Source organism: Serratia sp. HNCC26DJ244 (assembly GCF_057180565.1).
In genome coordinates this window covers 13,120-36,637 of record NZ_JBXUGO010000005.1, presented here as the reverse complement: position 1 = coordinate 36,637, position 23,518 = coordinate 13,120, and the positions used below count along the sequence as shown (strand labels likewise).

The 23,518-nt window shown below is 49.2% G+C and carries 20 protein-coding genes; 9 read left to right on the top strand and 11 right to left on the bottom strand.

Annotation, left to right across the window (positions count from 1 at the left end; translation table 11 throughout):
• Window position 1: 1 nt before the first annotated feature.
• The 6 genes from AC2A06_RS05760 to AC2A06_RS05735 all read left to right on the top strand — a co-directional run bounded on the left by AC2A06_RS05760 (window position 2) and on the right by AC2A06_RS05735 (window position 5,174).
• Window positions 2-1,171 carry a beta-ketoacyl-[acyl-carrier-protein] synthase family protein gene (locus AC2A06_RS05760; RefSeq protein WP_484379657.1) on the top strand — a complete coding sequence of 390 codons (1,170 nt, stop codon included), beginning with the start codon at window positions 2-4 and terminating at the stop codon, window positions 1,169-1,171.
• Window positions 1,168-1,644, top strand: a complete 477-nt coding sequence (locus AC2A06_RS05755; protein ID WP_473196875.1) for a hotdog family protein — start codon at window positions 1,168-1,170, stop codon at window positions 1,642-1,644. The genes AC2A06_RS05760 and AC2A06_RS05755 overlap by 4 nt, the downstream gene beginning before the upstream one ends.
• Window positions 1,641-2,372, top strand: coding sequence for a 3-ketoacyl-ACP reductase FabG2 (locus AC2A06_RS05750; RefSeq protein ID WP_023488914.1), 732 nt, complete (start codon window positions 1,641-1,643; stop codon window positions 2,370-2,372). The genes AC2A06_RS05755 and AC2A06_RS05750 overlap by 4 nt, the downstream gene beginning before the upstream one ends.
• Window positions 2,369-3,598, top strand: coding sequence for a beta-ketoacyl-ACP synthase (locus AC2A06_RS05745; RefSeq protein ID WP_484379656.1), 1,230 nt, complete (start codon window positions 2,369-2,371; stop codon window positions 3,596-3,598). The genes AC2A06_RS05750 and AC2A06_RS05745 overlap by 4 nt, the downstream gene beginning before the upstream one ends.
• A 190-nt stretch (window positions 3,599-3,788) precedes the next feature.
• Window positions 3,789-4,478: a mechanosensitive ion channel family protein gene (locus AC2A06_RS05740; protein WP_484379655.1), complete on the top strand. Its 690-nt coding sequence runs from the start codon at window positions 3,789-3,791 to the stop codon at window positions 4,476-4,478.
• Window positions 4,479-4,673: 195 nt separating this feature from the next.
• Window positions 4,674-5,174, top strand: coding sequence for an AmiS/UreI family transporter (locus AC2A06_RS05735; protein WP_484379654.1), 501 nt, complete (start codon window positions 4,674-4,676; stop codon window positions 5,172-5,174).
• Between the two features lie 180 nt (window positions 5,175-5,354).
• Here the strand turns inward: AC2A06_RS05735 and AC2A06_RS05730 are convergent, their stop codons facing one another.
• From AC2A06_RS05730 to AC2A06_RS05680, 11 genes are all read right to left on the bottom strand, one after another.
• Window positions 5,355-6,392 carry an ABC transporter ATP-binding protein gene (locus tag AC2A06_RS05730; protein ID WP_484379653.1) on the bottom strand — a complete coding sequence of 346 codons (1,038 nt, stop codon included), beginning with the start codon at window positions 6,390-6,392 and terminating at the stop codon, window positions 5,355-5,357.
• Complete coding sequence (locus AC2A06_RS05725) at window positions 6,389-7,939, bottom strand: ABC transporter permease (protein ID WP_484379783.1); 1,551 nt, start codon at window positions 7,937-7,939, stop codon at window positions 6,389-6,391. The genes AC2A06_RS05730 and AC2A06_RS05725 overlap by 4 nt, the downstream gene beginning before the upstream one ends.
• A 172-nt stretch (window positions 7,940-8,111) precedes the next feature.
• The gene (locus AC2A06_RS05720) at window positions 8,112-9,128 is read right to left on the bottom strand and encodes an iron ABC transporter substrate-binding protein (protein WP_484379652.1); all 1,017 of its coding nucleotides are present in this window, start codon (window positions 9,126-9,128) and stop codon (window positions 8,112-8,114) included.
• 381 nt (window positions 9,129-9,509) lie between these two features.
• The gene (locus AC2A06_RS05715) at window positions 9,510-11,642 is read right to left on the bottom strand and encodes an alkyl/aryl-sulfatase (RefSeq protein WP_484379651.1); all 2,133 of its coding nucleotides are present in this window, start codon (window positions 11,640-11,642) and stop codon (window positions 9,510-9,512) included.
• Between the two features lie 65 nt (window positions 11,643-11,707).
• A complete protein-coding gene (locus AC2A06_RS05710; RefSeq protein ID WP_484379650.1) occupies window positions 11,708-12,523 on the bottom strand; it encodes a hypothetical protein in 816 nt (271 codons plus the stop codon).
• A 679-nt stretch (window positions 12,524-13,202) separates the two neighbouring features.
• Complete coding sequence (locus AC2A06_RS05705) at window positions 13,203-15,167, bottom strand: peptidase U32 family protein (RefSeq protein WP_484379649.1); 1,965 nt, start codon at window positions 15,165-15,167, stop codon at window positions 13,203-13,205.
• Window positions 15,168-15,307: 140 nt separating this feature from the next.
• Window positions 15,308-15,736 (bottom strand): glutaredoxin-dependent arsenate reductase, encoded by a 429-nt coding sequence (arsC, locus tag AC2A06_RS05700; protein WP_484379648.1) that lies wholly within the window; start codon window positions 15,734-15,736, stop codon window positions 15,308-15,310.
• A 62-nt stretch (window positions 15,737-15,798) separates the two neighbouring features.
• Window positions 15,799-17,088 (bottom strand): arsenic transporter, encoded by a 1,290-nt coding sequence (locus AC2A06_RS05695; RefSeq protein ID WP_484379647.1) that lies wholly within the window; start codon window positions 17,086-17,088, stop codon window positions 15,799-15,801.
• A 53-nt stretch (window positions 17,089-17,141) separates the two neighbouring features.
• Complete coding sequence (arsA, locus tag AC2A06_RS05690; RefSeq protein ID WP_484379646.1) at window positions 17,142-18,902, bottom strand: arsenical pump-driving ATPase; 1,761 nt, start codon at window positions 18,900-18,902, stop codon at window positions 17,142-17,144.
• A 39-nt stretch (window positions 18,903-18,941) separates the two neighbouring features.
• Window positions 18,942-19,304, bottom strand: a complete 363-nt coding sequence (arsD, locus tag AC2A06_RS05685; RefSeq protein WP_484379645.1) for an arsenite efflux transporter metallochaperone ArsD — start codon at window positions 19,302-19,304, stop codon at window positions 18,942-18,944.
• A gap of 89 nt (window positions 19,305-19,393) precedes the next feature.
• Window positions 19,394-19,735, bottom strand: a complete 342-nt coding sequence (locus AC2A06_RS05680) for a metalloregulator ArsR/SmtB family transcription factor (RefSeq protein WP_484379644.1) — start codon at window positions 19,733-19,735, stop codon at window positions 19,394-19,396.
• Window positions 19,736-20,133: 398 nt separating this feature from the next.
• Between AC2A06_RS05680 and tnaC the strand changes: the two genes are divergently transcribed.
• The 3 genes from tnaC (at window position 20,134) to tnaB (ending at window position 23,512) form a co-directional block, all read left to right on the top strand.
• Window positions 20,134-20,211 carry a tryptophanase leader peptide gene (gene tnaC / locus AC2A06_RS05675; protein WP_484379782.1) on the top strand — a complete coding sequence of 26 codons (78 nt, stop codon included), beginning with the start codon at window positions 20,134-20,136 and terminating at the stop codon, window positions 20,209-20,211.
• Window positions 20,212-20,475: 264 nt separating this feature from the next.
• On the top strand, window positions 20,476-21,891 hold the full coding sequence (tnaA, locus tag AC2A06_RS05670; RefSeq protein WP_484379643.1) for a tryptophanase: 1,416 nt from the start codon (window positions 20,476-20,478) through the stop codon (window positions 21,889-21,891).
• A gap of 367 nt (window positions 21,892-22,258) precedes the next feature.
• Window positions 22,259-23,512 (top strand): low affinity tryptophan permease TnaB, encoded by a 1,254-nt coding sequence (tnaB, locus tag AC2A06_RS05665; protein ID WP_484379642.1) that lies wholly within the window; start codon window positions 22,259-22,261, stop codon window positions 23,510-23,512.
• Window positions 23,513-23,518 lie beyond the last annotated feature (6 nt).

The following is a 23,518-nucleotide window of genomic DNA, read 5'->3' as shown; positions in this document are numbered from 1 at the left end:
TATGATTTACATTTCTGCTATCGGCATGATTAACGCCTTAGGACAATCGAACGCGGAGATTGCGGCCAACCTGACGCGCGGTGTTGCGCCAGGTATGCGTCCGCGCCCGGGTTGGTTACAGAATGATCTGCCAGTGGTGTTAGGGGGTGTTGATGGTGAATTACCGCCGATTCCCGACAGTTTTGCCCCCCATCGTAGCCGCAATAATCAACTGCTATTGGCAGCGCTGGCACAAATTCAACCGGTGGTGGATGAGGCGATACGGACTATTGGTCCTGAGCGCATCGCGGTGGTGTTGGGTACCAGCACGTCTGGATTGGATGAAGGTGATCAGTACGTTAATCTGCGGCTCAATGGTGAAGAGAGTTCAAGTTGGCATTACGCGCAACAAGAACTGGGTGACCCGTCGCGCTTTCTCAGCCGTTGGCTAGGATTGAGTGGCCCGGCATTTACGCTTTCCACCGCCTGTTCTTCCAGCGCCCGGGCGATCATCAGTGGGTGCAGGTTGATCGAAGCAGGTTTGGCGGATATGGCGATTGTCGGTGGGGCTGATACCTTAAGCCGGATGCCGATTAACGGGTTCGATAGTCTGGCGTCGCTTTCTACTACTCTTTGTCAGCCGTTTAGCCGTGACCGTTGCGGCATTACCATTGGTGAAGGTGCAGCACTGATGGTACTGACGCGTGAACCACAATCGATTGCCGTGCTGGGGGTAGGTGAGTCGAGCGATGCCCACCATATTTCAGCACCACACCCACAAGGAGAGGGGGCCATACGCGCCATTCAACAGGCGTTGCAGCAGGCGGGTCTACAACCTGCGGACGTGGGTTATATTAATCTGCACGGCACGGCCACATTACTTAATGATCAGATTGAATCCAAAGTGGTACATGATCTGTTCGGTACCGGAGTGCCTTGCAGTTCGACCAAGCATTTAACCGGGCATACCTTGGGAGCCGCCGGCATCACCGAAGCGGCTATCAGCGCACTGATTCTATTACAGAATCTACCATTGCCACCCCAGGATTTCAGTCGTTCACCGCTGGATCCCGATTTACCGCCTTGCGGTCTATTACATACCGCAGCCCCCCTGGCGCGTCCGGTTATTTTGTCTAACTCTTTCGCCTTTGGTGGCAATAACGCCAGTATTCTGCTGGGGAGAGTGGCATGAGTGATTACTTACTGCCAGTGAACTACCTGCCACATGATGCACCCATGTTACTACTGGCTGAAGTGTTGAGTGTCAGCGAGGAGAGTGCACATTGCCGGGTCGCCGTGACAGCTGATAGCGTATTGGCCCCCTTTCTTGATGGTCAGGGTAACTTGCCAGGTTGGTATGCGTTGGAGTTGATGGCGCAAACCATTGGCGTTTGGTCTGGTTGGCATCGTCAGCAACAAGGCCAGCAAAGTATCACGCTTGGCATGGTGCTGGGGGCGAGGGAGTTGATCTGCGCCGCTGGTAGTTTGCCAGCCGGTGCGGTGCTGGATATTGAGGTTAAGCTACTGATGCAAGATCAACGGTTTGGTAGTTTTGACTGTACCATCTGCGTGGAAAATCACACGCTGGCGACAGGCCGTGTAAATACCTTTCAACCCGCGCCGGAAGAGCTAACATTACTTTTTAATCAGGGATCTACAACATGAGTCGTTCAGTTTTGGTCACGGGGGCCAGTAAAGGTATCGGGCGTGCCATTGCCTGCCAGTTGGCGGCAGATGGATTTATCGTCGGTATACATTATCATCAGGACCGCGCAGGCGCAGAGGCGACACGCGAGACCCTGATCGCCGCTGGGGGGCAAGGGCGCTTGCTATGCTTTGATGTGGCCAACCGCCAGCAATGTCAGGAGGTCCTCGAACAGGATATGGCAGAACATGGCCCGTGGTATGGCGTGGTCAGCAATGCGGGGATTACCCGCGATGGGGCTTTCCCCGCGTTGAGTGGCGATGACTGGGGAGCGGTAATCCACACTAATCTCGACAGCTTTTATAACGTGATTCACCCCTGTGTGATGCCAATGATCGCTACACGTCAAGGTGGTCGTATTATTACCCTCTCTTCCGTTTCTGGCCTGATGGGCAACCGTGGGCAGGTTAACTATAGTGCCGCTAAAGCAGGGATTATTGGTGCGACCAAAGCACTGGCCGTTGAATTGGCAAAACGCAAAATTACGGTGAACTGTATTGCGCCGGGCTTGATTGATACCGGCATGATTGAGATGGAAGAGGCTGCATTACAAGAGGCGATGGCGATGATTCCCATGAAGCGTATCGGGCAAGCGCAAGAAGTCGCTGGGTTGGCGAGTTATTTGATGTCTGATATTGCCGGTTATGTTACCCGCCAGGTTATCTCTATCAATGGAGGGATGTTATGACACGCCGTGTAGTGATTACCGGAATGGGGGGCGTCACCGCCTTTGGTGAGGATTGGCAAGCAGTGTCCCGTCGGCTGTTAGGCTATAAAAATGCAGTGCGCCACATGCCAGAATGGCAAATCTACTCTGGCTTGCATACGCTATTGGGTGCCCCTATCGATGATTTTGTGTTGCCTGAGCACTATACCCGGAAGCGTATTCGCTCCATGGGGCGAGTGTCACTGATGTCAACCCGGGCGACAGAGTTGGCGTTGATTCAGGCCGGGCTGATTGATGATCCGGTTTTGACCCAGGGGCGGACTGGTATTGCCTATGGCTCATCAACGGGCAGCACGGGGCCAGTGAGCGAATTCGCCACCATGTTAACTGAGAAACACACCAATAATATTACCGGCACCACCTATGTACAGATGATGCCACACACCACGGCGGTTAACACCGGGTTGTTCTTTGGCCTGCGTGGGCGGGTGATCCCGACTTCCAGTGCCTGTACCTCGGGTAGCCAAGCCATTGGTTATGCCTGGGAAGCGATTCGCCATGGTTATCAGACGGTGATGGTTGCTGGCGGTGCAGAAGAGCTATGTCCCTCAGAAGCGGCGGTGTTTGATACCCTGTTCGCGACCAGCCAGCGTAACGACGCGCCCCAGACGACGCCCGCGCCGTTTGATCAGCAGCGTGATGGGCTGGTGATTGGCGAAGGTGCAGGAACATTGATCTTGGAAGAGCTGGAACATGCCAAAGCGCGAGGGGCAACCATTTATGGTGAGGTTGTCAGCTTTGCCACTAATTGTGATGCCGCACATATCACCCAGCCACAGCGAGAAACCATGCAGATTTGCATGGAGCAATCACTACAGATGGCTGGTTTAAGCCCAGGTGATATTGGTTATATCTCTGCCCACGGTACGGCGACTGATAGGGGGGATATTGCTGAAAGTCAGGCTACCGCCGCGATTTATGGTGATAATGTGCCAATCTCATCATTAAAAAGCTATTTTGGTCACACATTAGGGGCTTGTGGTGCATTGGAGGCTTGGATGAGTCTGCAAATGATGCGTGAAGGTTGGTTTGCCCCGACACTCAACCTGCATACGCCAGATAAGCAGTGCGGAGCATTGGATTACATTATGGGGGAAGCACGTAATATTGATTGCGAATACCTGCAAAGTAATAACTTCGCTTTTGGTGGCATTAACACTTCGCTGATTATTAAGCGCTGGGCGTAAACAGCCTGGTTGAGGAATATTAAGTGATAGCCAGAGAGAACAAAAAATGCACACATTAAAGTTTGGGGAAGTTAATTTGCTTTCCTTTCTAAGCCCCGATAACTTGTTCGGGGCGCTGATTTACCTCTTTTTGTTTATACTCGGTGCATTGATACTGTCCCGCGGTTTGTCGCTCATGGTGAATAAGGCAATGTCGCGTCACCAGCATCTTGACCGCACCACCATCAACTTCTTGCAACAATTGCTGTCAGCGTCGATCTGGGTGGTTTCACTGATTCTGTATGCTCACCTGATTCCAGCACTTCGAACTATGGGAACGGCAATGTTGGCCGGTGCCAGCGTGGTATCGGTGGTACTGGGTCTGGCTGCGCAAAGTACGCTGGGAAACTTAATCGCTGGCCTTGCTATTACTATCTACCGGCCATTCCGCTTGGGGGATACCTTACAGGTGGCGGTACCCAGCGGCACCGAGATTGGGGTAGTGCAGACTATTTCCCTGGGCTACACCACATTACGTACCGGGGATGGGCGGTTGGTAGTGATCCCAAACAGTGCTGCGGCCAGTCAGGTGGCGATCAACCTTAACGTTAACAGTACCCACTTCCCGATGAGGATCAAAATTTCGATTGATCGCAGTGTTGATATTGCTGCCGCCTGCTCACGGGCTCAAGCCCTTGCTGCAGAAGTGCTTGGGCAGCAGGCTGTTGGGTGCTGTATTTTGACCCATATTGATGGGGCTGTAGCGCAGTTGGAACTTTGCTTTCATGGTGAAGATAGTGAAGCTATCGCCGAAACTCGATCGAAATTACTGACTCGCCTTGCCAGCGGTTTTTCAGGGGATCCCGCCTGGGGACCAGCGCCAGGCCCGAGCTTCCTCTGATTTAAAGAGCGTCATTGTGAGTGTTTATCAAGAAAACTCCGTAATCAGAGATGAAGATCGAATTTTAATATTATAAATCAATATGTTGTGTAATTGCGCGGTGAGTTCTATTGATGCTATTGCGGAGATCCTTAGTCAGTAGAATCTCGCTGACCCATCATGGACGGGCATGTCTGCCAAGCCAAGGAGAAGAGTATGTTAGGGCTGAGTTTATTATTTATTGGTGCCGTGTTGTTAGTGAATGCCCAGTCACTTTATGGCCGAGTCGCCGCACGGGAATGCGCCCCCTTCAATCTGTTAGTGGGGCTATTGGCGCTGGGGGTTAATGTATTGGGGATTGTGCGGGCCACGGATAACCCGGCATTGCTGGTGGCGGCCGGTGGTTTACTGTTTGCGTTTACCTATCTTTATCTCTCTGTGGTGCAATGGTGGTCACTGGATGGTAGTGGGTTTGGATGGTACTGCCTGTTTGTGGCGATAAATACACTGGTTTTTGCCTTGCTAAGTGTCAACCAAAAAGCCTGGTTGTTTACGGTGCTATGGTTGGCCTGGGGCTGCCTGTGGTTGATGTTCTTTATTGCCCAGGGGCTGAAGCGCAATCTAGGACGAGCGTTGCCCCATATGACATTGCTGGTGGGGATATTCACCTGTTGGTTGCCCGGCATTCTGATGCTCACCGGAAATTGGCCCGATTGAGCATCAACACCCCTGTATACACAAAATAATTCGATTTTCTTGCAGGCGGCAAGTCTGGGAGTCACTAGGCGCATAGATAACTCTGTGACTGGTGCGAGCGGGTGCAGCCAACACCCAAGCAACTTGAAGGATGACGGGTATCAACTCTACCCGAATCAGTTACTGAGCCTGACCCACTGCTTACTCTGTAAAAACATGCGCCAAACCAAGAATACTCAGGTTAATGTCAGCACCAACATCAAGTCCTGTGCGGCTGATAGTTTTAACTTCCAGGATTTCGCTACTGTCGTTCATCTGTAACGTTACGGTAGTAATAAACCCGGCGAAGTCGATATGGGTGATCGTTGCCTGAGAATCTGCCAACTGCGGGGTAGGCTCGAGCAGCACTTGTTCAGGCCGTAACATAATACGACCTGGCCCACGCTGTTGAATATTGTCCACCGCCACGCGGCCGAGAACACACTCGGCAACGCCCGCTGCCAGTTGTGCAGGCAGTATCAGGGTATCACCAAGAAATGTGGCGGTGGGTTCATCTACCGGGTGGAGATAAAGATCTTTGGGTGGGCCCACTTGGGTTAAACGACCATTGCGCATAACCGCCAACTGGTCTGCAAATGAGAGCGCTTCAACCTGGTCATGGGTAACCAGAATAGTGGCGATACCTGCTTCAGACAGCAGTTCAGTCACGGCTTTACGGGTGGCTGCGCGCAATCCGGTATCCAGTGCCGAAAAAGGTTCGTCAAGCAGCATCAGCGTGGGCTGTTGTGACAAAGCCCGGGCCAGAGCGACTCGCTGTTGTTGCCCACCGGAAAGTTCGTGGGGCCAGAGCTTGGCAAGCCTGCGGTCTAGGGCGACCATATCCATAAGCTTATCAATGTGATGCTGTTTTTCTTGTTTACTGCCTTTCAGGGCAAAGCCGATATTACCTGCCACGGTAAAGTGCGGGAACAAGGCGCCATCTTGTGGCACAAAACCGATCCGCCGTTGATGAGCGGGGATCCAGACTTTTTCCGCCGCTAAGGTGTTGCCTTGTAACTGAAGCTCACCAGCATCAGGGGCTTCAAAACCGGCGATAATTCTCAGCAGTGTCGTTTTACCCGAGCCGGAAGGGCCAACGATAGCCGTTCTACTCCCTTCAGCCACTTGCAGGCAGATATCATCCAGAATTTTAACCCCATGATAAGATTTACCAATGTGATGTAGCGACAGTGTGTTCATAATCCTGCTGTACGTTTAGATTGAGAGTAAAGAAACCAGGTCAAGGGCAAGGACAACAGCACCATGAGAGTGGCGTAGGGGGCTGCGGCAACATAGTCTATTTCGCTGGTTAATGCCCAGAACCCGGTGGCCAGCGTGCGAGTGCCATTGGGGGCCAACAGTAATGTCGCGGTCAGTTCATTGGTGATAGCTATAAATACCAGTGCCGCCCCTGCCGCCGCACCGGGGGCCGCCAAGCGCAACGTGGTACTGAATAGCGCCTGCAACGGTGTTCGCCCGAGGCTGCGAGCCACATTTTCCAGTTCAACCGGGGCTTGTGCGATACCCGCTCGTAGATTGATCAGCGCTCTTGGCATAAACATCAGTAGATAGGCCAACAGTAAGGTGATCTCTGTTTGGTAAATGGGGCGAATAGCATGAATAGTGATCGTTACCAGCGCCAGGGCGACCACAATGCCGGGTAAGGAACTGGTGATATAGTTACACGCCTCCAGTACCCGATAGAGTTTGGACGGATAACGTATCGAGAGCCACGCTGTTGGAATGGCACACAGGGTAATAATCACCGCACCACTGGTGGCCAGCGACAGTGTCTGCCAGATGGCTGGCCAGAGCTGGGGGTTATTCCAGACGGCAGTACCCCCTAACAGCAGCCAGCGAGATAGCGTGATAAAAGGGACACCCAGCGCCAATACTGTGAGCGTGATGGGTAATAGTAGGCACAGCCAACCCATTGATGGGCGAAGCGCGTACAGGTATTGACGGCGGGCACTACCAGAACCCACTCGGGCGTACCGTGTTCGGCCACGGCTGGTGGCCTCAATCAACAGCAACCCCAAGCAACAGAGCGCCAGAACACCCGCCAGCATATTGGCTGCTGGCCCATTAAATGTTGACTGGAACTGGTCAAAAATCGCCGTGGTAAAAGTATCAAAACGGATCATGGCATACAGGCCATACTCTGCCAGTAAATGTAAGGCAATCAGTAATGCCCCCCCCCAGATGGCCAGTTTAAGCTGTGGCAGGATCACCCGAAAGAATACCACCCGAGGGCCGTTACCCAGCGAAGTCGCCACGTCTTCAATCGCCGGGTCAAGACGCCGTAATACGGCGGCTACGGGGAGATAGATAAACGGAAAGTAGGCGAGCACCGAGATAAATACCCCTGCAGCCAGTCCATGCATGCCGGGTACCAGGCTTATCCAGGCATAGCTTTGTACAAACGCCGGGATCGCCAACGGTAAGATGGCGAGAATAGCCCAGAGCCGACGCCCCGGTAGTTGGGTTCGCTCTGTCAGCCAAGCTAGCGTGACCCCCAAGAAGGTGCAAATTGGCAGGGTAAAAACCACCAATAACAAGGTATTAACCAGTAATTCGCCCACCCGGGGGCGGAAAACCAGTGCTTTGACTGTTTGCCACCCGGTGTCAATGGCGATCCCCAGAACAAATCCCAGCGGCAGCAGCGCTAATAGCGCAAACAGGACTGCGGTAATCACCAACCATAATGGCGGGTGTTGGTGGGGCGTGTGAACGTTATTATTCGGCATCGCTTGGGTGATATCTGAAAAGGTATTTGATGACATTACGGTTAAAACACGCTGCACCACAGGGTCTGTGGAGTGGCAGATAGGGATGATTTTTCCACTATCGGCCACTTGATACATTGGGAAATTAACACCTTAAGTAGGCAATGTAATGCGCCTGAGTGCTGGCTGGCGGTTATAGCAAACCGGCTTCGGTCATTAATTCCACCACTTTCTTGCTGTTCAGATTAGCAGGATCCACCGTGGGTGCGTCCAGATCTTTGAGTGGTGTCAATTTAGGGTTGGATGCTGCTCCTACGCCAACGGCATACTCAAACGCATTATTAGTGCGCAACATCTCTTGCCCTTGTTTACCAGTGATCCATTTTACAAATGCTTGTGCTTGCTCAGGTTGTTTACTGGATGCAAGAACGCCAGCACCAGAAATACTCACGAAAGCGCCAGGGTCCTGGTGTTTAAAGTAATGTACGTTGACATTTTTGCTGTTTTCACCGGTCTTGGCACCATCGACAAACGGATAGTAATGATAGATGACACCACTGTCGATTTGGCCCGCGTTGACGGCTTTCATCACGGTATTATTACCCTTATACGCGGTAAAGTTGGCTTTCATCGCCTTTAGCCATTCTCGGGTGGCTTCTTCCCCTTTTAAGTCGAGCAATGCACTGACGATCGCCTGGAAATCTGCACCAGAAGGGGAGGCGGCCCAGCGGCCTTTCCATTCAGGTTTGGCTAAGTCCATCAATGAGGCTGGTAACTCGCTGCTGTTGATCTTGGCCGGGTTATAAACAAACACCGTAGAGCGGGCAGCAATGCCGATCCAGTGACCATGATCTGGGCGATATTGTGGTTCAACCTGTGCCGATGTGGTGGCATCAAGTGGGGCAAACAGTTTGGCATTATCCACCAACACCATGGCCGGGGAGTTTTCAGTCAAGAACACATCTGCTGGCGAGGCTTTACCCTCTTGAACGAGTTGATTCCCTAACTCGCTGTCACCGCCGTTACGCAATGTGACCGGAATACCTGTTTCTTGAGTAAAGGCATCTACCCAAGACTTAACCATACTTTCGTGCTGGGCGTTATACACCACGATCCCTGGATTTTTTGCTTCAGCATAGGCAGAGAATGCCGATACTGTCGAGCAAGCGAAGAGAGTTAAAGCCTTCAGAGCGGTGAAACGCGACTTCATATCGTGGTCCTTTTAGAGTTCATGGATGAAAGAGGTGAATCGCTAAAAGCGTAGACTTGACAATTGTATCTAAAATCATCGCGAATGATAGTGAAAACTATTCGCATTACACTTTTTTTGCGTTAGATCAATAAAACGCTTTTTCTGTGGCGTTGACGAGGCGTGTTACTGGGGAGGACCTGGTTTTAGCTAACGCAGGGGGCATGAGCGGCTGGTGAGCACAAAAGTGTGTGACGGAAAGACTAATCTTCAGACTGCTAATGAGGGGCTGATTATCTGTAACTTGCTTGCATTAGTTAGAGTATAAAGGCCGTAATCTCTCCCGAGATTACGGCCTGTTAAATACAATTAGGATCGTTCAACCGGTCCTAAACGGAGAGATTAATCTTCACCCGCTTCATAGAGAACGTATTCAAACGGATTATTGCTGTTATCCCCTGGCGTTTTACTGCTTACATTCGACGCTGGCGTTGGACGAGCATTGAGCGTACCCGGGATAATTTCAAAGTCCGGCGTGAATCTGGTCAAGGTGGTTTTCAGCTTGCTATAGGCTGAACGATCCCCCTCCATTTTCACTTTCCCTTCTTTTTCCAGTGCTTCAAATGTGGTCGCTCCCATCATGATGTTGTTCAGATCGGTACGATTGAGGGTAATGGTTAACGTTGGATTTTTGGCCTGATAATCGGCAATGTTGGTCAAGGTTGCATTACTCATCTCTATCAAGTAACGCTCCTTGTTATCCGGTGTGACCAGATTAATGGTAAAGCCCATGCCCTCGGCCTTTTTGCTGTCCATACTGATCCCAAGGAAATCCAGCCATAATGAGGTTGGCATGGCGCGAATAACATCAGGGCCTGTTGTTTTCGGTGGTAAAGCTTTCGGAATACCGGTGCGTAACTCATAAGCGCCTTGCAAGAAGCTGTTACGCAAACTGGTACTTTCTTTCTGGTAGCCCAGTTGTTCGTAAGCATCAGCCAGCAAATTACGTGCATCCTGATTTTTCGGTTCGGCGTAAACCAGTTTGTTGAGGATTTCTGTGGTTTCCAGATATTTGCCTTGTGCATTAAGCTCCTTGCCCTTGGCCAGGATCTTTGCCGCTCCACCCATCATTTCGACATACAAAGGTGCCGACTCACGCGGTGACAGCGGGGTCAACGTGGCTGGGTTACCATCCCAATAACCAATAAAGCGGTTGATGATGGCTCGGGAGTTATGTGCTTCAGAACCGTGGTAACTGCGTGCGGCCCATTGGCGTTGCAAGCTAGGAGGTGCCTGGTAGATATTTTGAATTTCGTTGATAGTCACGCCTTGGTTGGCGTAATGCAGTACCTGATTATTCATGTTAGCGTACAGATCACGCTGGGCACGCAACACTTCTTTAATGCGATCATTCCCCCAACGCGGCCAACTGTGTGAAGCAAACATCACCTGTACATCATCGCCAAATTTGTATAGGGCTTTGTTAATCTGTTTTGACCAGTTGAGCGCATCACGCACTGGTGCGCCACGTAAGGTATAAATGTTGTGGATAGTCCCCGTGACATTCTCTGCTGCCCAGAACGCTTTAAACTGCGGGAAGTAGGTGTTCATTTCTACTGGTGCTTCGGTATCTGGCGTATTCTGGAAGACCATTTTGACGCCGTCGATGGTGATATCTTCAAAGTCGTTCTTGACAAAACGGTTGGGCACCAGCAGGCCGGTGCTTCCGACGGCCACATTCTTACCGATCGCCTGATCCACATGACCAAATGGGCTGCGATCTAACAAGACCGCATATTGATACTGGAATCGGCGGGTCATGGCGTTACCGGCAAACACGTTCTCTGAAATAGCCGCCTCTACAAAGCCTTCTGGTGCAATCAGCGGTATTTTACCGCTGGTGACATCGGCCTCACTCACGACACCACGTACCCCACCAAAGTGGTCTCCGTGGGAGTGAGAGATCACAACGCCCACCACGGGGCGCTTGCCCAGTTTTTCATTAACAAATGCCAGACCTGCCGCCGCAGTTTCACGGGTGGTTAACGGATCAAAAATGATCCAACCGGTATCACCTTTAATAAAAGTCATGTTGGCGAGGTCAAAACCGCGAACTTGGTAGATACGATCGGGTACCACTTCATACAGGCCATAAGCCATGTTGAGTATCGCTTGACGCTGTAGAGAGGGGTTGATACTGGTAAAATCTTTACCTTGCAGCAGGAATTCATAGCTGCCCATATCCCAGGCGACATTCCCAGCATCTGCCATAATCTTGGTAAAGGTGGGTTTAGCGATAAAGCCCTTTTGTGACTCTTCAAAATCACGAGTATCTTCAAAAGGTAATGATTTTTTTGCCTGGTTGTACAGGTCAACAGTAAATTGGGACGGTAGTTTGCCCTGGGGATGGAAATGCACATCGGGGTTGGTGGTACGGATATTGGTACTGCCCCCGTCGCCAGCTGCATAAGCGAGGTTGAAGGTATTAGCCGCGATGATGATGGCGGTAAACTGTGCAATCTTACTTAATTTCATAGAGTGATCCTTAAAAACGATTTAATCATTGTGATGTTATTTTTAACTGACGCAGCGCTCAGGTTTTACCAGGCAATACCGACCCCGGTATAAAATCCTGATGTTGCTACATCATAAATAAAACCGTCATTCTGATAATTGATAGCGACATAGCGATAACCTAGCTTACCAATCACGTCAGGACGAAAGGCATAGTTCACCCCACCAAGGAGTTGCCATGTCAAGTTTGATCCTGAACTGGCCCCCCCGATGTCGGCATAGCCAACAACACTCCATTGCTGATCGAAACGATGTGTAACCCGAACCCCTGCGTAGGGATCAACCCAGCCCTTACGCTCTGAAAAATTCCGGGAAATAGAGGCACCAGGAAACAGTGGTGATGCGAGTTGTGCGTCTATATCCCAACTGACGATGTTATAGCGCAGCCCTGCCAGCGCATCTACGGTAGTTTGACCCTCGATGGCTCGGTAATAACCGGCAGCAGAGTACTGCTGCTGAGTCACGTTACCGTCTGCGGACAGGCTGATCAGGCCATTAGGGCCAGAAATGCCGGCATTGTCAGAGACTCTAAGATAAATACCGTCCAGTAATAAGCCCCAGCGGTTATAGCGAGCTTCAAAAGCTGCCATTCCGCCGATATCCATACGATCCCAAATGTCAGAAAAGCTCTGATCGAATGACTGCCCGTTGCCTGGGCCTCTCTCTACACCGAGGGTGCCACTTTGACCAGTAGCCCATATATAAGGTGTAAATTCAAAGTGCCATTGATCGGCACTCACATCGTTTACTGCGGCTTGAGTGAGAGGGACGAATGAAGAAGAGAGTCCTAAAATCAACGTGAAGCAAGCTATCCTTTGCCGACAATTATCTTTATTACTCATCTGACTTTTCCTGTTTAAAAAATGCCCAGAATAAAAAGGCACAATATATTCAAGGGATTGTTTGAGGTGAGAATAGGTAACCCGTACAATCCTCGATATCACCGTGATACTTTTTGCTGGCTGGCCCGGTTGGATATATTCTTGGATTAGTATAGCGTTCCGAAATGGTTTCTGCGCAAATCTAACCCCTGCTCCCATAGCAGCGATCTGATTGTCATGAGGATGTTCTAGGCGATGTGCCTGTGCTGTTTCGACGATAGGTACCAAGATCTGTATTATCCCCTTTCCCATGGTACTTTGGGTATCAAGGCTATCAGCCAGAAACTGAACGACTTATAGTCGTAAATACGAGGGCTCATCTTTAATGTCATATAGATCTCATAAGTCGTGATTGCTGATATTGGTACTTAGTCCCTTTTAAAGTCCCTTTTTAACGGCCCCGAAGTCTACCTTGTTTGAGATGATTAAAAGGAGACATAAATCATATTTATGCAATGGACCTTGGGTAATATCTCTTGTGAATGAGTTGGGCTGGAGGTGCAGTGCGGTCTTTTCGGGTTTTCATGGCGGAGACGCAGTAGTTTGACTAACAGGCATGCCTTCCAAGGTTATTCGGCAAATATCGTCATTGGAGACGATCAGTTTGCGGTATCAACACCTTGAAAGGCAGCCGTTGAGTTTATCCATTCTTACGCGGCGGTAGGGTTTTCCGCAGATCTTCCGGGCTAATTGACGCGACGATATTCCCGGGCGGCGGCATTTTGAGAATGTGGCTTTTGATTTTACCCATTACGTGCATTTCACACGGCCTGCAGTTAAAACGCAGCGTCAACACTTCATTACCATGTACCAATTGCATCGGCGTTGCCTGCCAGCTTTTGATATTCCCTTTTGCCTGTTTCGGACAGAGGTTAAAGGCAAAGCGCAGGCAGTGTTTGGTGATCATCACCGGCACATCGCCCTTCTCTTGGTGCGCCTCATAGGCTGCATCAATAAGCTTAACGCCGTAGCGCTGATAAAATTCACGTGCCTTATGGTTATAAACGTTGGCGAGGAAGGTCAGGTGGGTTTCCGGGGAAACGGGCGGCGGTGAGGATACCGGCTTGCGGCTACCGCGTGGGTAAGCCGCCAAGCGCGCAGCATCAAGCCGTTCGACTGTTTCGCGACGCAGTTGATTCACCTGGCTGTTCGGCACAAACAGCATGTTCGACAGATTGATCACCACATCGCGGGCATAATAAATAGTCTGCCCCAGTTTCGCGATGCCATCCTGCAGGTTATTCCGTGCCTTTTCAGTGTTGGTGGCTTCGGTAAAATGGCTTTCAAGGGTATGGGTGACACTCACGCCATCCTCACTGGTCATGGTGAGGATCAACTGTTCTTGCCAGCCGCTGAGTTCGATATCTACGGCAATGCGGCGCTCGCTGGAGGTTTTCAGTAATGCTTGCTGCCAGTTGTGGTCAAGATTGCGGTTAATTATCTGGTGTGGGCGCACGCTATGCAGTTCTGCTGGCATTTCGTTCGGCCAGATGCGATAGCGATTTTCAGCAGTTTTCTCTACTGTATTGACGCGAAAGCCCACCACTTCACGCTTGATCATCACATTAAGCCCATCACCATTGGTCAGCGGCTCAGTGACTGCCACATCCAGATGATCTTTGCTGACCTTCAGCACCTCTCCCACCGGCAGGCCGATAAATTTGGGGGAGTCAAAGGCACCGATATCGCTTTTACGGCCATTGACGAAGTAGTCAGTGCTGCCACGGTGGAAGGTTTTGTCTGTTGAAGGAATAAAGAAGTGTTCGGTACGGCCTGCGGAAGAGCGAGCCAAGTCACTTCTGTCTTCGATGATTGCGTCGAGCATTTGGCGGTAGTGCGCCGTAATGTTCTTCACGTAGCTCATGTCCTTATAGCGGCCTTCGATTTTGAACGAACGCACGCCTGAGTCAATCAGCGCTGCCAGGTTGGTGGTTTGGTCGTTATCTTTCATCGAGAGTAGATGTTTTTCATAAGCCACAACGCGCCCCTGATCGTCTTTCAAGGTAAACGGCAGACGACATGCCTGTGAGCAGTCGCCGCGGTTAGCGCTACGACCGGTCTGGGCGTGGGAAATATAGCACTGGCCGGAATAAGCCACACACAGGGCACCGTGAATAAAGAACTCAATGGTTGCGTCAGTGGATTTATGGATCTCTTGAATCTGATCAAGAGTCAGTTCCCGCGCTAGCACGATCTGGCTAAAGCCCACATCGGAGAGGAATTTTGCTTTTTCGATACTACGGATGTCGCACTGAGTACTGGCGTGCAACTCAATCGGCGGCAGGTCCAGTTCCAGAATCCCCATATCTTGCACAATCAGCGCATCTACCCCGTGGTGATAGAGGTCAGTAATCAGCTTTTGCGCCGGCTCCAGTTCATCATCATGCAGAATAGTGTTCAAAGTGACGAACACCTTGGCACCATAGCGATGGGCAAATGGCACCAGTTCTGCAATATCGCGCAGGCTGTTACTGGCATTATGACGGGCACCAAACCCAGGGCCACCAATGTAGACGGCATCCGCACCATGCAAAATTGCTTCGCGAGCGATGGCGGTGTCACGGGCTGGGCTGAGTAGTTCAAGATGATGGTGTTGTCGGCGCATATAATCGTCGTTATCCGTTATGGTCAAAGCAGCGGTTATTGTAGTCAGAAGTGAAAGCGGACGAAAACATTTTCAATCTGTATGGCGAGAGCGGTACAGGCAATCAAAAGGGAGCCTTCAATGCTCCCCTTGAGGTTAGCTTATTTCTCTACACGTTTGCCTTGTGCATCCACCACGCGTTCGCCATCTTCCTTGGTGAAGGCACCGCGTTGTGCTTCGGGCAAGATATCCAGCACCAATTCAGAAGGGCGGCACAATTTGGTTCCCAATGATGTGACCACAATTGGGCGGTTGATCAGGATGGGGTGCTGCAGCATAAAATCGATCAGTTGGTCATCGCTGAAGTTATCTTCTGCCAGCCCTAGCTGCTCATAAGGCTCCACATTTTTGCGTAATAATGCCCGAACGGTGATCCCTATATCAGCGATCAGTTTCACCAGCACATCGCGGCTGGGGGGTGTTTCCAGGTAGAGAATTACTGTAGGTTCCGTACCACTGTTACGAATTAATTCCAGCGTGTTACGCGATGTTCCACAGGCCGGATTATGATAAATAGTCACATTGCTCATCGTGGTGATCTCTCATTGAAACGCCAACCGGTTATACCTGCTGGCGAGGTTGTTTAAAAACATTAAAGGGATATCGATAATCGCAGGGCCAATGCCGCCAGCGTGACCAATAGCACCGGGATCGTCATAACAATCCCCACCCGGAAGTAATATCCCCAGGTGATGGTCATATTTTTTTGTGATAGCACATGCAGCCACAGTAAGGTAGCAAGACTACCAATAGGGGTAATTTTCGGCCCTAGATCGCTGCCGATCACGTTGGCATAAATCATCGCCTCTTTAATCACACCGCTGGCCGTGCTGCCATCAATCGACAGCGCCCCCACCAGAACGGTAGGCATATTGTTCATAATGGAAGAGAGGAACGCCGTCAGGAATCCGGTGCCCAGTGCGGCTACCCACAGCCCTTGCTCGGCGAATTGGTTCAGCAACGCAGAAAGGTAATGGGTCAGCCCGGCATTGCGCAGGCCGTAAACCACCAGATACATGCCCAGCGAGAAGACTACGATTTGCCAAGGCGCACCACGCAGTACTTTGCCGGTATTGATGGCATGCCCTTTTTTGGCGACAACGAACAAAATCAGCGCCCCGACGGCAGCGACCAGGCTGACGGGAACACCCAGTGGTTCTAGGGCAAAGAAGCCGACCAACAGCAGAACCAGCACCAGCCAGCCAGTTTTGAAGGTGTTCAGGTCGCGGATGGCCTCTTTCGGCGCTTTTAGCAGCGATAAATCGTAAACGGCGGGTATCTCTTTGCGGAAAAACAGGTGCAGCATCACCAGCGTAGCCGCAATCGCCGCCAGGTTAACTGGCACCATCACCGCCGCGTATTCAGTGAATCCGAGGTTGAAGAAATCCGCCGAGACAATATTCACCAGGTTCGACACGATCAACGGCAAGCTGGCGGTATCGGCAATAAAGCCCGCCGCCATCACAAAGGCCAAGGTCGCGCCACGGCTGAAACCCAGCGCCAGAAGCATGGCTATGACAATCGGCGTGAGGATTAATGCTGCCCCATCGTTGGCGAACAATGCCGCTACCGCTGCCCCGAGCAGGATGATATAGGTAAACAACAAACGGCCACGGCCATTGCCCCAGCGCGCCACATGCAAGGCCGCCCATTCAAAGAAGCCTGACTCATCCAGTAACAGACTGATAATGATCACCGCAATAAAGGTGGCGGTGGCATTCCAGACAATCTGCCAGACCACCGGAATATCATTGAGATGAACCACGCCAGTCAGTAACGCCAGTACGGCACCCAGTGTTGCGCTCCAACCAATGCCCAACCCCTTGGGTTGCCAGATAACTAATACAATGGTTAAGACAAAAATAGCTCCTGCCAACAACATAACGCCCCCAAAAGGGCAAGGGCGAACCCTTGCCCTGAAAAAATGATCCTGAGTTAAACGCCGCCAGCCAACTGGCTCAGACGGGCAATACCGATTGGCTCCTCTTCCTGCAGAGGAATAAGAGCCAGGCGTGAAGCCAGTGAGTCTCTGACTTTTTTAATCTGTTCAACTTCATGCGATGCACGTAATTGCAACAGCGGTGATGATGTGGTCGCAGCAACCAGGCTGTTATTGATAACCCATGCCCAAGGTTCAATACCTGCCCGGCGCAGGTCTTTCTGCAGGTTGGCGGCTTCCAGCACCGGGGTGGTTTCAGGTAGCGTCACCAATAACACTTTGGTTCGTTTTTTATCCTGCAATTGCATCATCGGGGTCAGGTAATGGCCACTTTCCCCCATACGTTTGGCGACCTCACGGTGGTAGGCACCAGTAGCATCCAACAGTAGCAACGTATGGCCGGTCGGTGCCGTATCCATCACCACAAAGCGCTTGCCTGCTTCCCGTATCACGCGGGAAAAAGCCTGGAATACCGCAATTTCCTCAGTACAGGGGGAGCGGAGATCTTCTTCCAGTAACGCCTTACCTTGTGCATCCAGATCCTTGCCTTTGGTGGATAAAACGTGCTGACGATAACGTTCTGTCTCAGCCAGTGGATCTATCCGGCTAACCATCAGGTTCGGAAGTTGCCCATGCAAGGTGTTCTCGAGATGAGCGGCGGGATCAGACGTGGTCAGGTGGACATCTAGCCCTTTTTCCGCCAGTTTTACTGCAATTGAGGCGGCCAGGGTGGTTTTGCCTACGCCACCTTTCCCCATCAGCATGACTAAACCGTGTTTATCAGCGGCTATTTCCTCAATCAGTGTGGACAGCGTGGGTAACTCGGGTAATGCTTCGGTCATGTGAGGTGTTGACGCTGAACGTAGGACTTCGCTGTTTCCCAACAGTTGGCGTAGCGCATCAGTTCCCACCATATTTACCGGTTGCAACATCAAATCATCCCTGGGCAATGCGCTGAGAACGTCGGGTAACTCACTCAAAGCCTGCTGCTCACGTAGATACAATGCACTGGCTAGTTTGTCTGCCTGAGCTTCAGTTTCGGGCAATATCCCATTGATAACGAGAAACTGGTTACCTAAGCCGACTTGGGCCAGTTCGTGATGGGTTCTGGCGACTTCAGCAAGTGTTGATTTTTGCGCCCTGGCAACCAGTATCAAGCGGGTTCTTGCTGCATCAGATAAGGCCTGTAATGCTTGGGCATAGCGATCACGCTGCTTTTCCAAACCGGCCAGCGGGCCTAGACACGAAGAGCCTTCTGGGTTCTTGTCGATAAAACTGCTCCAGGCACCAGGCAGTTGCAACAAACGAATGGTGTGCCCGGTGGGCGCAGTATCGAAAATGACATGATCAAAATTATTCAGCAGGGCGGCATCAGTCAATAAACCGGTAAACTCATCGAATGCGGCAATTTCAGTGGTACAGGCGCCTGACAATTGCTCTTCGATACTGCGAACCACCTCCTCTGGCAGGAGACCTTTCACGGGGTCAACAATACGGGAACGGTAAAGTTTAGCCGCCGCCTGAGGATCAATTTCCAGCGCAGATAATCCTGGCACGGTTGCGATCGCGGTAATCTGGTTACCAATAGACTGATTAAACACTTGGCCGACATTCGATGCCGGATCGGTGCTGACCAGCAAGACGCGTTTACCGGCATCAGCCAAGGTAATCGCACTGGCACAGGAAATGGATGTTTTACCGACACCGCCTTTCCCGGTAAAAAAGAGGAAAACGGGTGGGTTTTGTAAGAATTTCATGGCGTTCCCTCTATGTGTTGATTAACAGCAGGGCGTTGATTAACAGCAGGACGTGTTACCACCACAGCAGCTTTGGGGTGCGATGCTGGTGATTTCCAGCGGCAGTTTGCACCAGCGAGCCAGGTCAGCACGGGTAGGGTAACGCCCTGCCATAACAAATTCGCCATCAAGCAAAATTAACGGCAGTCCTTTAGCCCCTGAATTTTCAAGGAAGTTTTTGACTAGCGCATTGTTGATAAAGGCCATCGGTTGCTGGGCTAGGTTGTAACGAGCAACGGTGACACCACGTTTTTTGAGCCAGTCAACATCAGCAGAGAAGGTGACCAAGGCTTGGTCAACGTCAGTACCGCATACGCCGCTACTGCAGCAGAGTGCCGGGTCATACACTGAGAGTGTTTTCATCTATACCGTCCTTCCGTTATTAAATCAGTTTGGCGTACTACGCTATCAAATGTAATAAAACAGATATGAAAGAGTCGGTTTTTAGTACATCAAAGACAGGCGGCCTTACCACTCATCGTGCCATTACCTCGTGCAAGTAAAACGATTTGCTCTTGTTGACTGAGGTAGGCTTGCTCAATCACGGCGGCAGCCCAGGCCGGAATATGTGGAGACAGGCGATAATGGATCCACTTTCCAGCACGGCGATCCAGTAACAGCCCGGACTCTCTCAGCATGGCCAAGTGCCTGGAAATCTTGGGTTGAGACTCATTGAGGGTGTTACAAAGCTCGCAAACACACAGCTCACCAGACTCTCGGAGCAGCAGAATGACATTCAGGCGGGTTTCGTCTGACAGGTTTTTGAAGAGCTGTAATGGGGTAAGTGTGGTCATGGGAGCTCCAAGACGGAATACTGCGGTTATCTTAAGACTCTTAAAGTCAAAGTCAATAATACATTTGATTATTCATATATGTTATCAAGTGACGGGATCGTAAAGAAACGGGGGGGGCTGTCATAGAGGTCGATGACAACGGATAAACTCAAAGGCTGCTCGTGACCACCGGTCTATCTCACTACCGCCAGTGTTCAATTTGTTGATTTTTAACTTCCATTTTGCCAAAGGGTTGCCAGTATTAGCGGGATGATGTTTGATCTGATCCTACTGGCCGAGAACGATTCGATTTATCCAATAAAGTAGTTGTGAATCCAATCACATTTACTCGAAATACTCATAGACAAATTTATCCATTATAATAATGTAATGCTACGTTTAATGAGGGCTGATATATTATGAGTACCTTAAAAGAGACATATATAACCCCGAAATGGTTTAACATTGACTATATGATCGTCAATCATCGTCCTTGATCTTTCCCCCGCCATAAACATATAAGTAAAACTGGATTCGCCGTAATCTGTTTTGTTTGTCATGCCGCTAATAATTTAAATTTCATGAAGGCAGCAGAAAAGTAAACCCTTATGGGGTGGCTTATGCAATTAACTGTGTGAGCTAATTCTGTTACCACTCGTGAAGCTTGATATATTCCAGGCATATTAATGAAAATTATAATGGCTATTCATTTTTAATGAACAGCTATCAGGCTAGCTATATTTAAATTTAAGGATTATACGATGAATAACTTCAAACATTTACCTGAGCCATTCCGTATTAGAGTTATTGAACCTATCAAGCGCACGACAAGAGAACATCGTGATAGTGCGATCATAAAATCAGGAATGAACCCTTTCCTACTTGATAGTGAAGATGTATTTATTGATTTACTGACGGACAGTGGTACCGGGGCTGTCACGCAAAACATGCAAGCCGCAATGTTACGCGGAGATGAAGCCTATAGTGGAAGCCGGAGCTATTATGCTTTAGCTAACGCAGTCAAAAATATTTTTGGATACCAACACACTATTCCTACTCACCAAGGGCGTGGCGCTGAGCAAATTTATATTCCGGTATTAATTAAAAAGCGTGAGCAAGAAAAGGGTTTGGATAGAACAAAAATGGTTGTCTTCTCTAACTATTTTTTTGATACCACCCAAGGTCATAGCCAAATAAATGGTTGTACTGTACGCAACGTTTATATTAAAGAAGCGTTTGATACCGCAGCCCGTCAAGACTTTAAAGGTAACTTTGATCTTGAGGGGCTAGAGAGAGGTATCATTGACGTTGGTCCTAATAACGTACCTTATATTGTATCGACCATAACGTCTAACTCTGCTGGTGGACAACCCGTTTCCATAGAAAATTTAAAAGCCGTATATGCTATTGCTAAGAAATACGACATTCCAGTGGTTATGGATTCGGCTCGTTTTGCTGAAAATGCTTACTTTATCCAGCAAAGAGAAGCGGGATATAAAGATTGGAGCATCGAACAAATAACGATGGAAACCTATAAGTATGCCGATATGTTAGCTATGTCTGCTAAAAAAGATGCGATGGTTCCGATGGGGGGCTTATTATGCATCAAAGATGATAGCTATTTAGATGTTTATACTGAGTGTAGAACGATTTGTGTTGTTCAGGAAGGTTTCCCTACCTATGGCGGTTTAGAAGGTGGGGCAATGGAACGTCTTGCTGTAGGGCTTAGTGATGGTATGAATCAAGATTGGCTAGCCTATCGTATTGCACAAGTTCAATATTTGGTTGATGGTCTGGAGGCTATTGGTGTGACTTGCCAGCAAGCTGGTGGCCACGCTGCTTTTGTTGATGCGGGCAAATTGCTACCTCATATACCTGCTGAGCAATTCCCAGCTCAAGCTCTCGCTTGTGAGTTATATAAAGTAGCAGGTATTAGAGCAGTGGAAATTGGTTCGTTTTTACTGGGCAGAGATCCTAAGACTGGGAAGCAATTACCTTGCCCTGCTGAGTTGCTTCGTTTGACTATTTCAAGAGCCACCTACACACAAACGCACATGGACTTTATTATTGAAGCGTTTAAATATGTAAAAGAAAATGCTCATAATATTAAAGGGTTAACCTTTACCTACGAACCTAAAGTATTACGCCACTTTACGGCCAGGCTAAAAGAGGTTTAGTAAGAAATAGAGTGAAAAATGATTTTGTGTCGCAATGTTTATACGCAAAATAATTTTAATTGCTTGTGAGCGGTAACCGATTTGAACAGCACTTGTGTTGACCCGTAGGGTGAACCTCATTAATGAGGTTCATTAATCCCCAGTCATATAGATAACTATGTGGCTGGGGTGAAAAAGGTAGCCAAAGCCAGGGCGGTTTGAAGGGCGCGGGTATATGATGCTTTAAGTGACATACTATTTTTTATCAACTGGGTTGCTCGCTGCGTGAGGTAATAATTGTTCTTATCTTTATGTAACTTGAGTGTCGCTATCTGATAACTTATTTAAAACAACAATAAACATAGATTCTCTATAAATAGAGGGCATCATGAACGAAACATCAAATACTAAACACTCCTCCTTTTGGGGCGTGATGGTTATAGCTGGTACAGTCATCGGTGGGGGAATGTTTGCCTTACCCGTTAACCTTGCAGGGGCTTGGTTTTTTTGGGGAGCCTTCATATTAATAATCGCCTGGTTTTCAATGTTACACTCAGGGTTGTTATTGTTAGAGGCAAACTTAAATTACCCAGTGGGCTCCAGTTTCAATACAATAACTAAAGATTTGATTGGGAATAAGTGGAACATTGTAAGTGGTATAACGGTGGCTTTTGTACTGTATATACTGACTTATGCTTATATCTCTGCCAATGGTGCAATAATAAGCGAAACCCTATCAATGAATTTAGGGCATCAGGTAAATTTTCGGGTGGTTGGCATATGTACTGCGGTTTTTGTTGCCAGTGTATTGTGGTTTAGTTCGTTAGCTGCAAGTAGAATCACATCCCTTTTTCTAGGGATAAAAATAATAGCATTTGTTGTTGTGTTTGGCACACTTTTCTTCCAGGTTGATTACTCAATATTAAGAGATGTTAGTGGGGGCGATGGTGGTGGTAACAATTCCTACTTCCCTTATATATTTATGGCTATACCTGTGTGCCTGGCCTCCTTTGGCTTTCATGGTAATATTCCTAGCCTGATTATTTGTTATGGAAAGAGAAAAGATAAATTAATAAAAAGCATTGTTTTAGGTTCCCTGTTAGCGCTTGCTGTTTATTTGTTTTGGTTATACTGCACTATGGGTAACGTTCCCCGTAATGATTTTAAAGAGATTATTTCATCAGGAGGAAACGTAGATTCTCTCGTTAAATCATTTTTAGGGACAAATCAAAGTAGTTCGATAGAATTTTTCTTGCTTGTTTTTTCTAACTTAGCTGTTGCTAGCTCATTTTTTGGCGTTACACTGGGGTTGTTTGATTACCTTGCTGACTTATTCAAGTTAGATAACTCATCTTCCGGGCGTTTTAAAACCATATTGTTAACCTTCCTACCCTCGAGTATTTTGTATTTATTTTTCCCCAATGGTTTTATTTATGGGATAGGTGGTGCAGGGCTATGTGCCACAATATGGGCCGTAATAATACCTGCAGTTCTTGCCTTGAAATCAAGAGAAAGATTCCCAAACAAGACGTTCACGGTTTGGGGAGGAAAAGTCATTCCATTTTTAGTTATTACTTTTGGCGTAGTGGTTATATTTTGCTGGTTTGGCAGTACATTCAATATACTGCCAAAGTTTGGTTAAAGGCCA

What these genes read in the sequence shown, in the direction of transcription:
- AC2A06_RS05760 (WP_484379657.1), top strand. Translation starts at nt 2, where the DNA reads ATGATTTACATTTCTGCTATCGGCATGATTAACGCCTTAGGACAATCG.
- AC2A06_RS05755 (WP_473196875.1), top strand. Translation starts at nt 1,168, where the DNA reads ATGAGTGATTACTTACTGCCAGTGAACTACCTGCCACATGATGCACCC.
- AC2A06_RS05750 (WP_023488914.1), top strand. Translation starts at nt 1,641, where the DNA reads ATGAGTCGTTCAGTTTTGGTCACGGGGGCCAGTAAAGGTATCGGGCGT.
- AC2A06_RS05745 (WP_484379656.1), top strand. Translation starts at nt 2,369, where the DNA reads ATGACACGCCGTGTAGTGATTACCGGAATGGGGGGCGTCACCGCCTTT.
- AC2A06_RS05740 (WP_484379655.1), top strand. Translation starts at nt 3,789, where the DNA reads ATGTCGCGTCACCAGCATCTTGACCGCACCACCATCAACTTCTTGCAA.
- AC2A06_RS05735 (WP_484379654.1), top strand. Translation starts at nt 4,674, where the DNA reads ATGTTAGGGCTGAGTTTATTATTTATTGGTGCCGTGTTGTTAGTGAAT.
- AC2A06_RS05730 (WP_484379653.1), bottom strand. Translation starts at nt 6,392, where the DNA reads ATGAACACACTGTCGCTACATCACATTGGTAAATCTTATCATGGGGTT.
- AC2A06_RS05725 (WP_484379783.1), bottom strand. Translation starts at nt 7,939, where the DNA reads ATGCCGAATAATAACGTTCACACGCCCCACCAACACCCGCCATTATGG.
- AC2A06_RS05720 (WP_484379652.1), bottom strand. Translation starts at nt 9,128, where the DNA reads ATGAAGTCGCGTTTCACCGCTCTGAAGGCTTTAACTCTCTTCGCTTGC.
- AC2A06_RS05715 (WP_484379651.1), bottom strand. Translation starts at nt 11,642, where the DNA reads ATGAAATTAAGTAAGATTGCACAGTTTACCGCCATCATCATCGCGGCT.
- AC2A06_RS05710 (WP_484379650.1), bottom strand. Translation starts at nt 12,523, where the DNA reads ATGAGTAATAAAGATAATTGTCGGCAAAGGATAGCTTGCTTCACGTTG.
- AC2A06_RS05705 (WP_484379649.1), bottom strand. Translation starts at nt 15,167, where the DNA reads ATGCGCCGACAACACCATCATCTTGAACTACTCAGCCCAGCCCGTGAC.
- arsC (WP_484379648.1), bottom strand. Translation starts at nt 15,736, where the DNA reads ATGAGCAATGTGACTATTTATCATAATCCGGCCTGTGGAACATCGCGT.
- AC2A06_RS05695 (WP_484379647.1), bottom strand. Translation starts at nt 17,088, where the DNA reads ATGTTGTTGGCAGGAGCTATTTTTGTCTTAACCATTGTATTAGTTATC.
- arsA (WP_484379646.1), bottom strand. Translation starts at nt 18,902, where the DNA reads ATGAAATTCTTACAAAACCCACCCGTTTTCCTCTTTTTTACCGGGAAA.
- arsD (WP_484379645.1), bottom strand. Translation starts at nt 19,304, where the DNA reads ATGAAAACACTCTCAGTGTATGACCCGGCACTCTGCTGCAGTAGCGGC.
- AC2A06_RS05680 (WP_484379644.1), bottom strand. Translation starts at nt 19,735, where the DNA reads ATGACCACACTTACCCCATTACAGCTCTTCAAAAACCTGTCAGACGAA.
- tnaC (WP_484379782.1), top strand. Translation starts at nt 20,134, where the DNA reads ATGAGTACCTTAAAAGAGACATATATAACCCCGAAATGGTTTAACATT.
- tnaA (WP_484379643.1), top strand. Translation starts at nt 20,476, where the DNA reads ATGAATAACTTCAAACATTTACCTGAGCCATTCCGTATTAGAGTTATT.
- tnaB (WP_484379642.1), top strand. Translation starts at nt 22,259, where the DNA reads ATGAACGAAACATCAAATACTAAACACTCCTCCTTTTGGGGCGTGATG.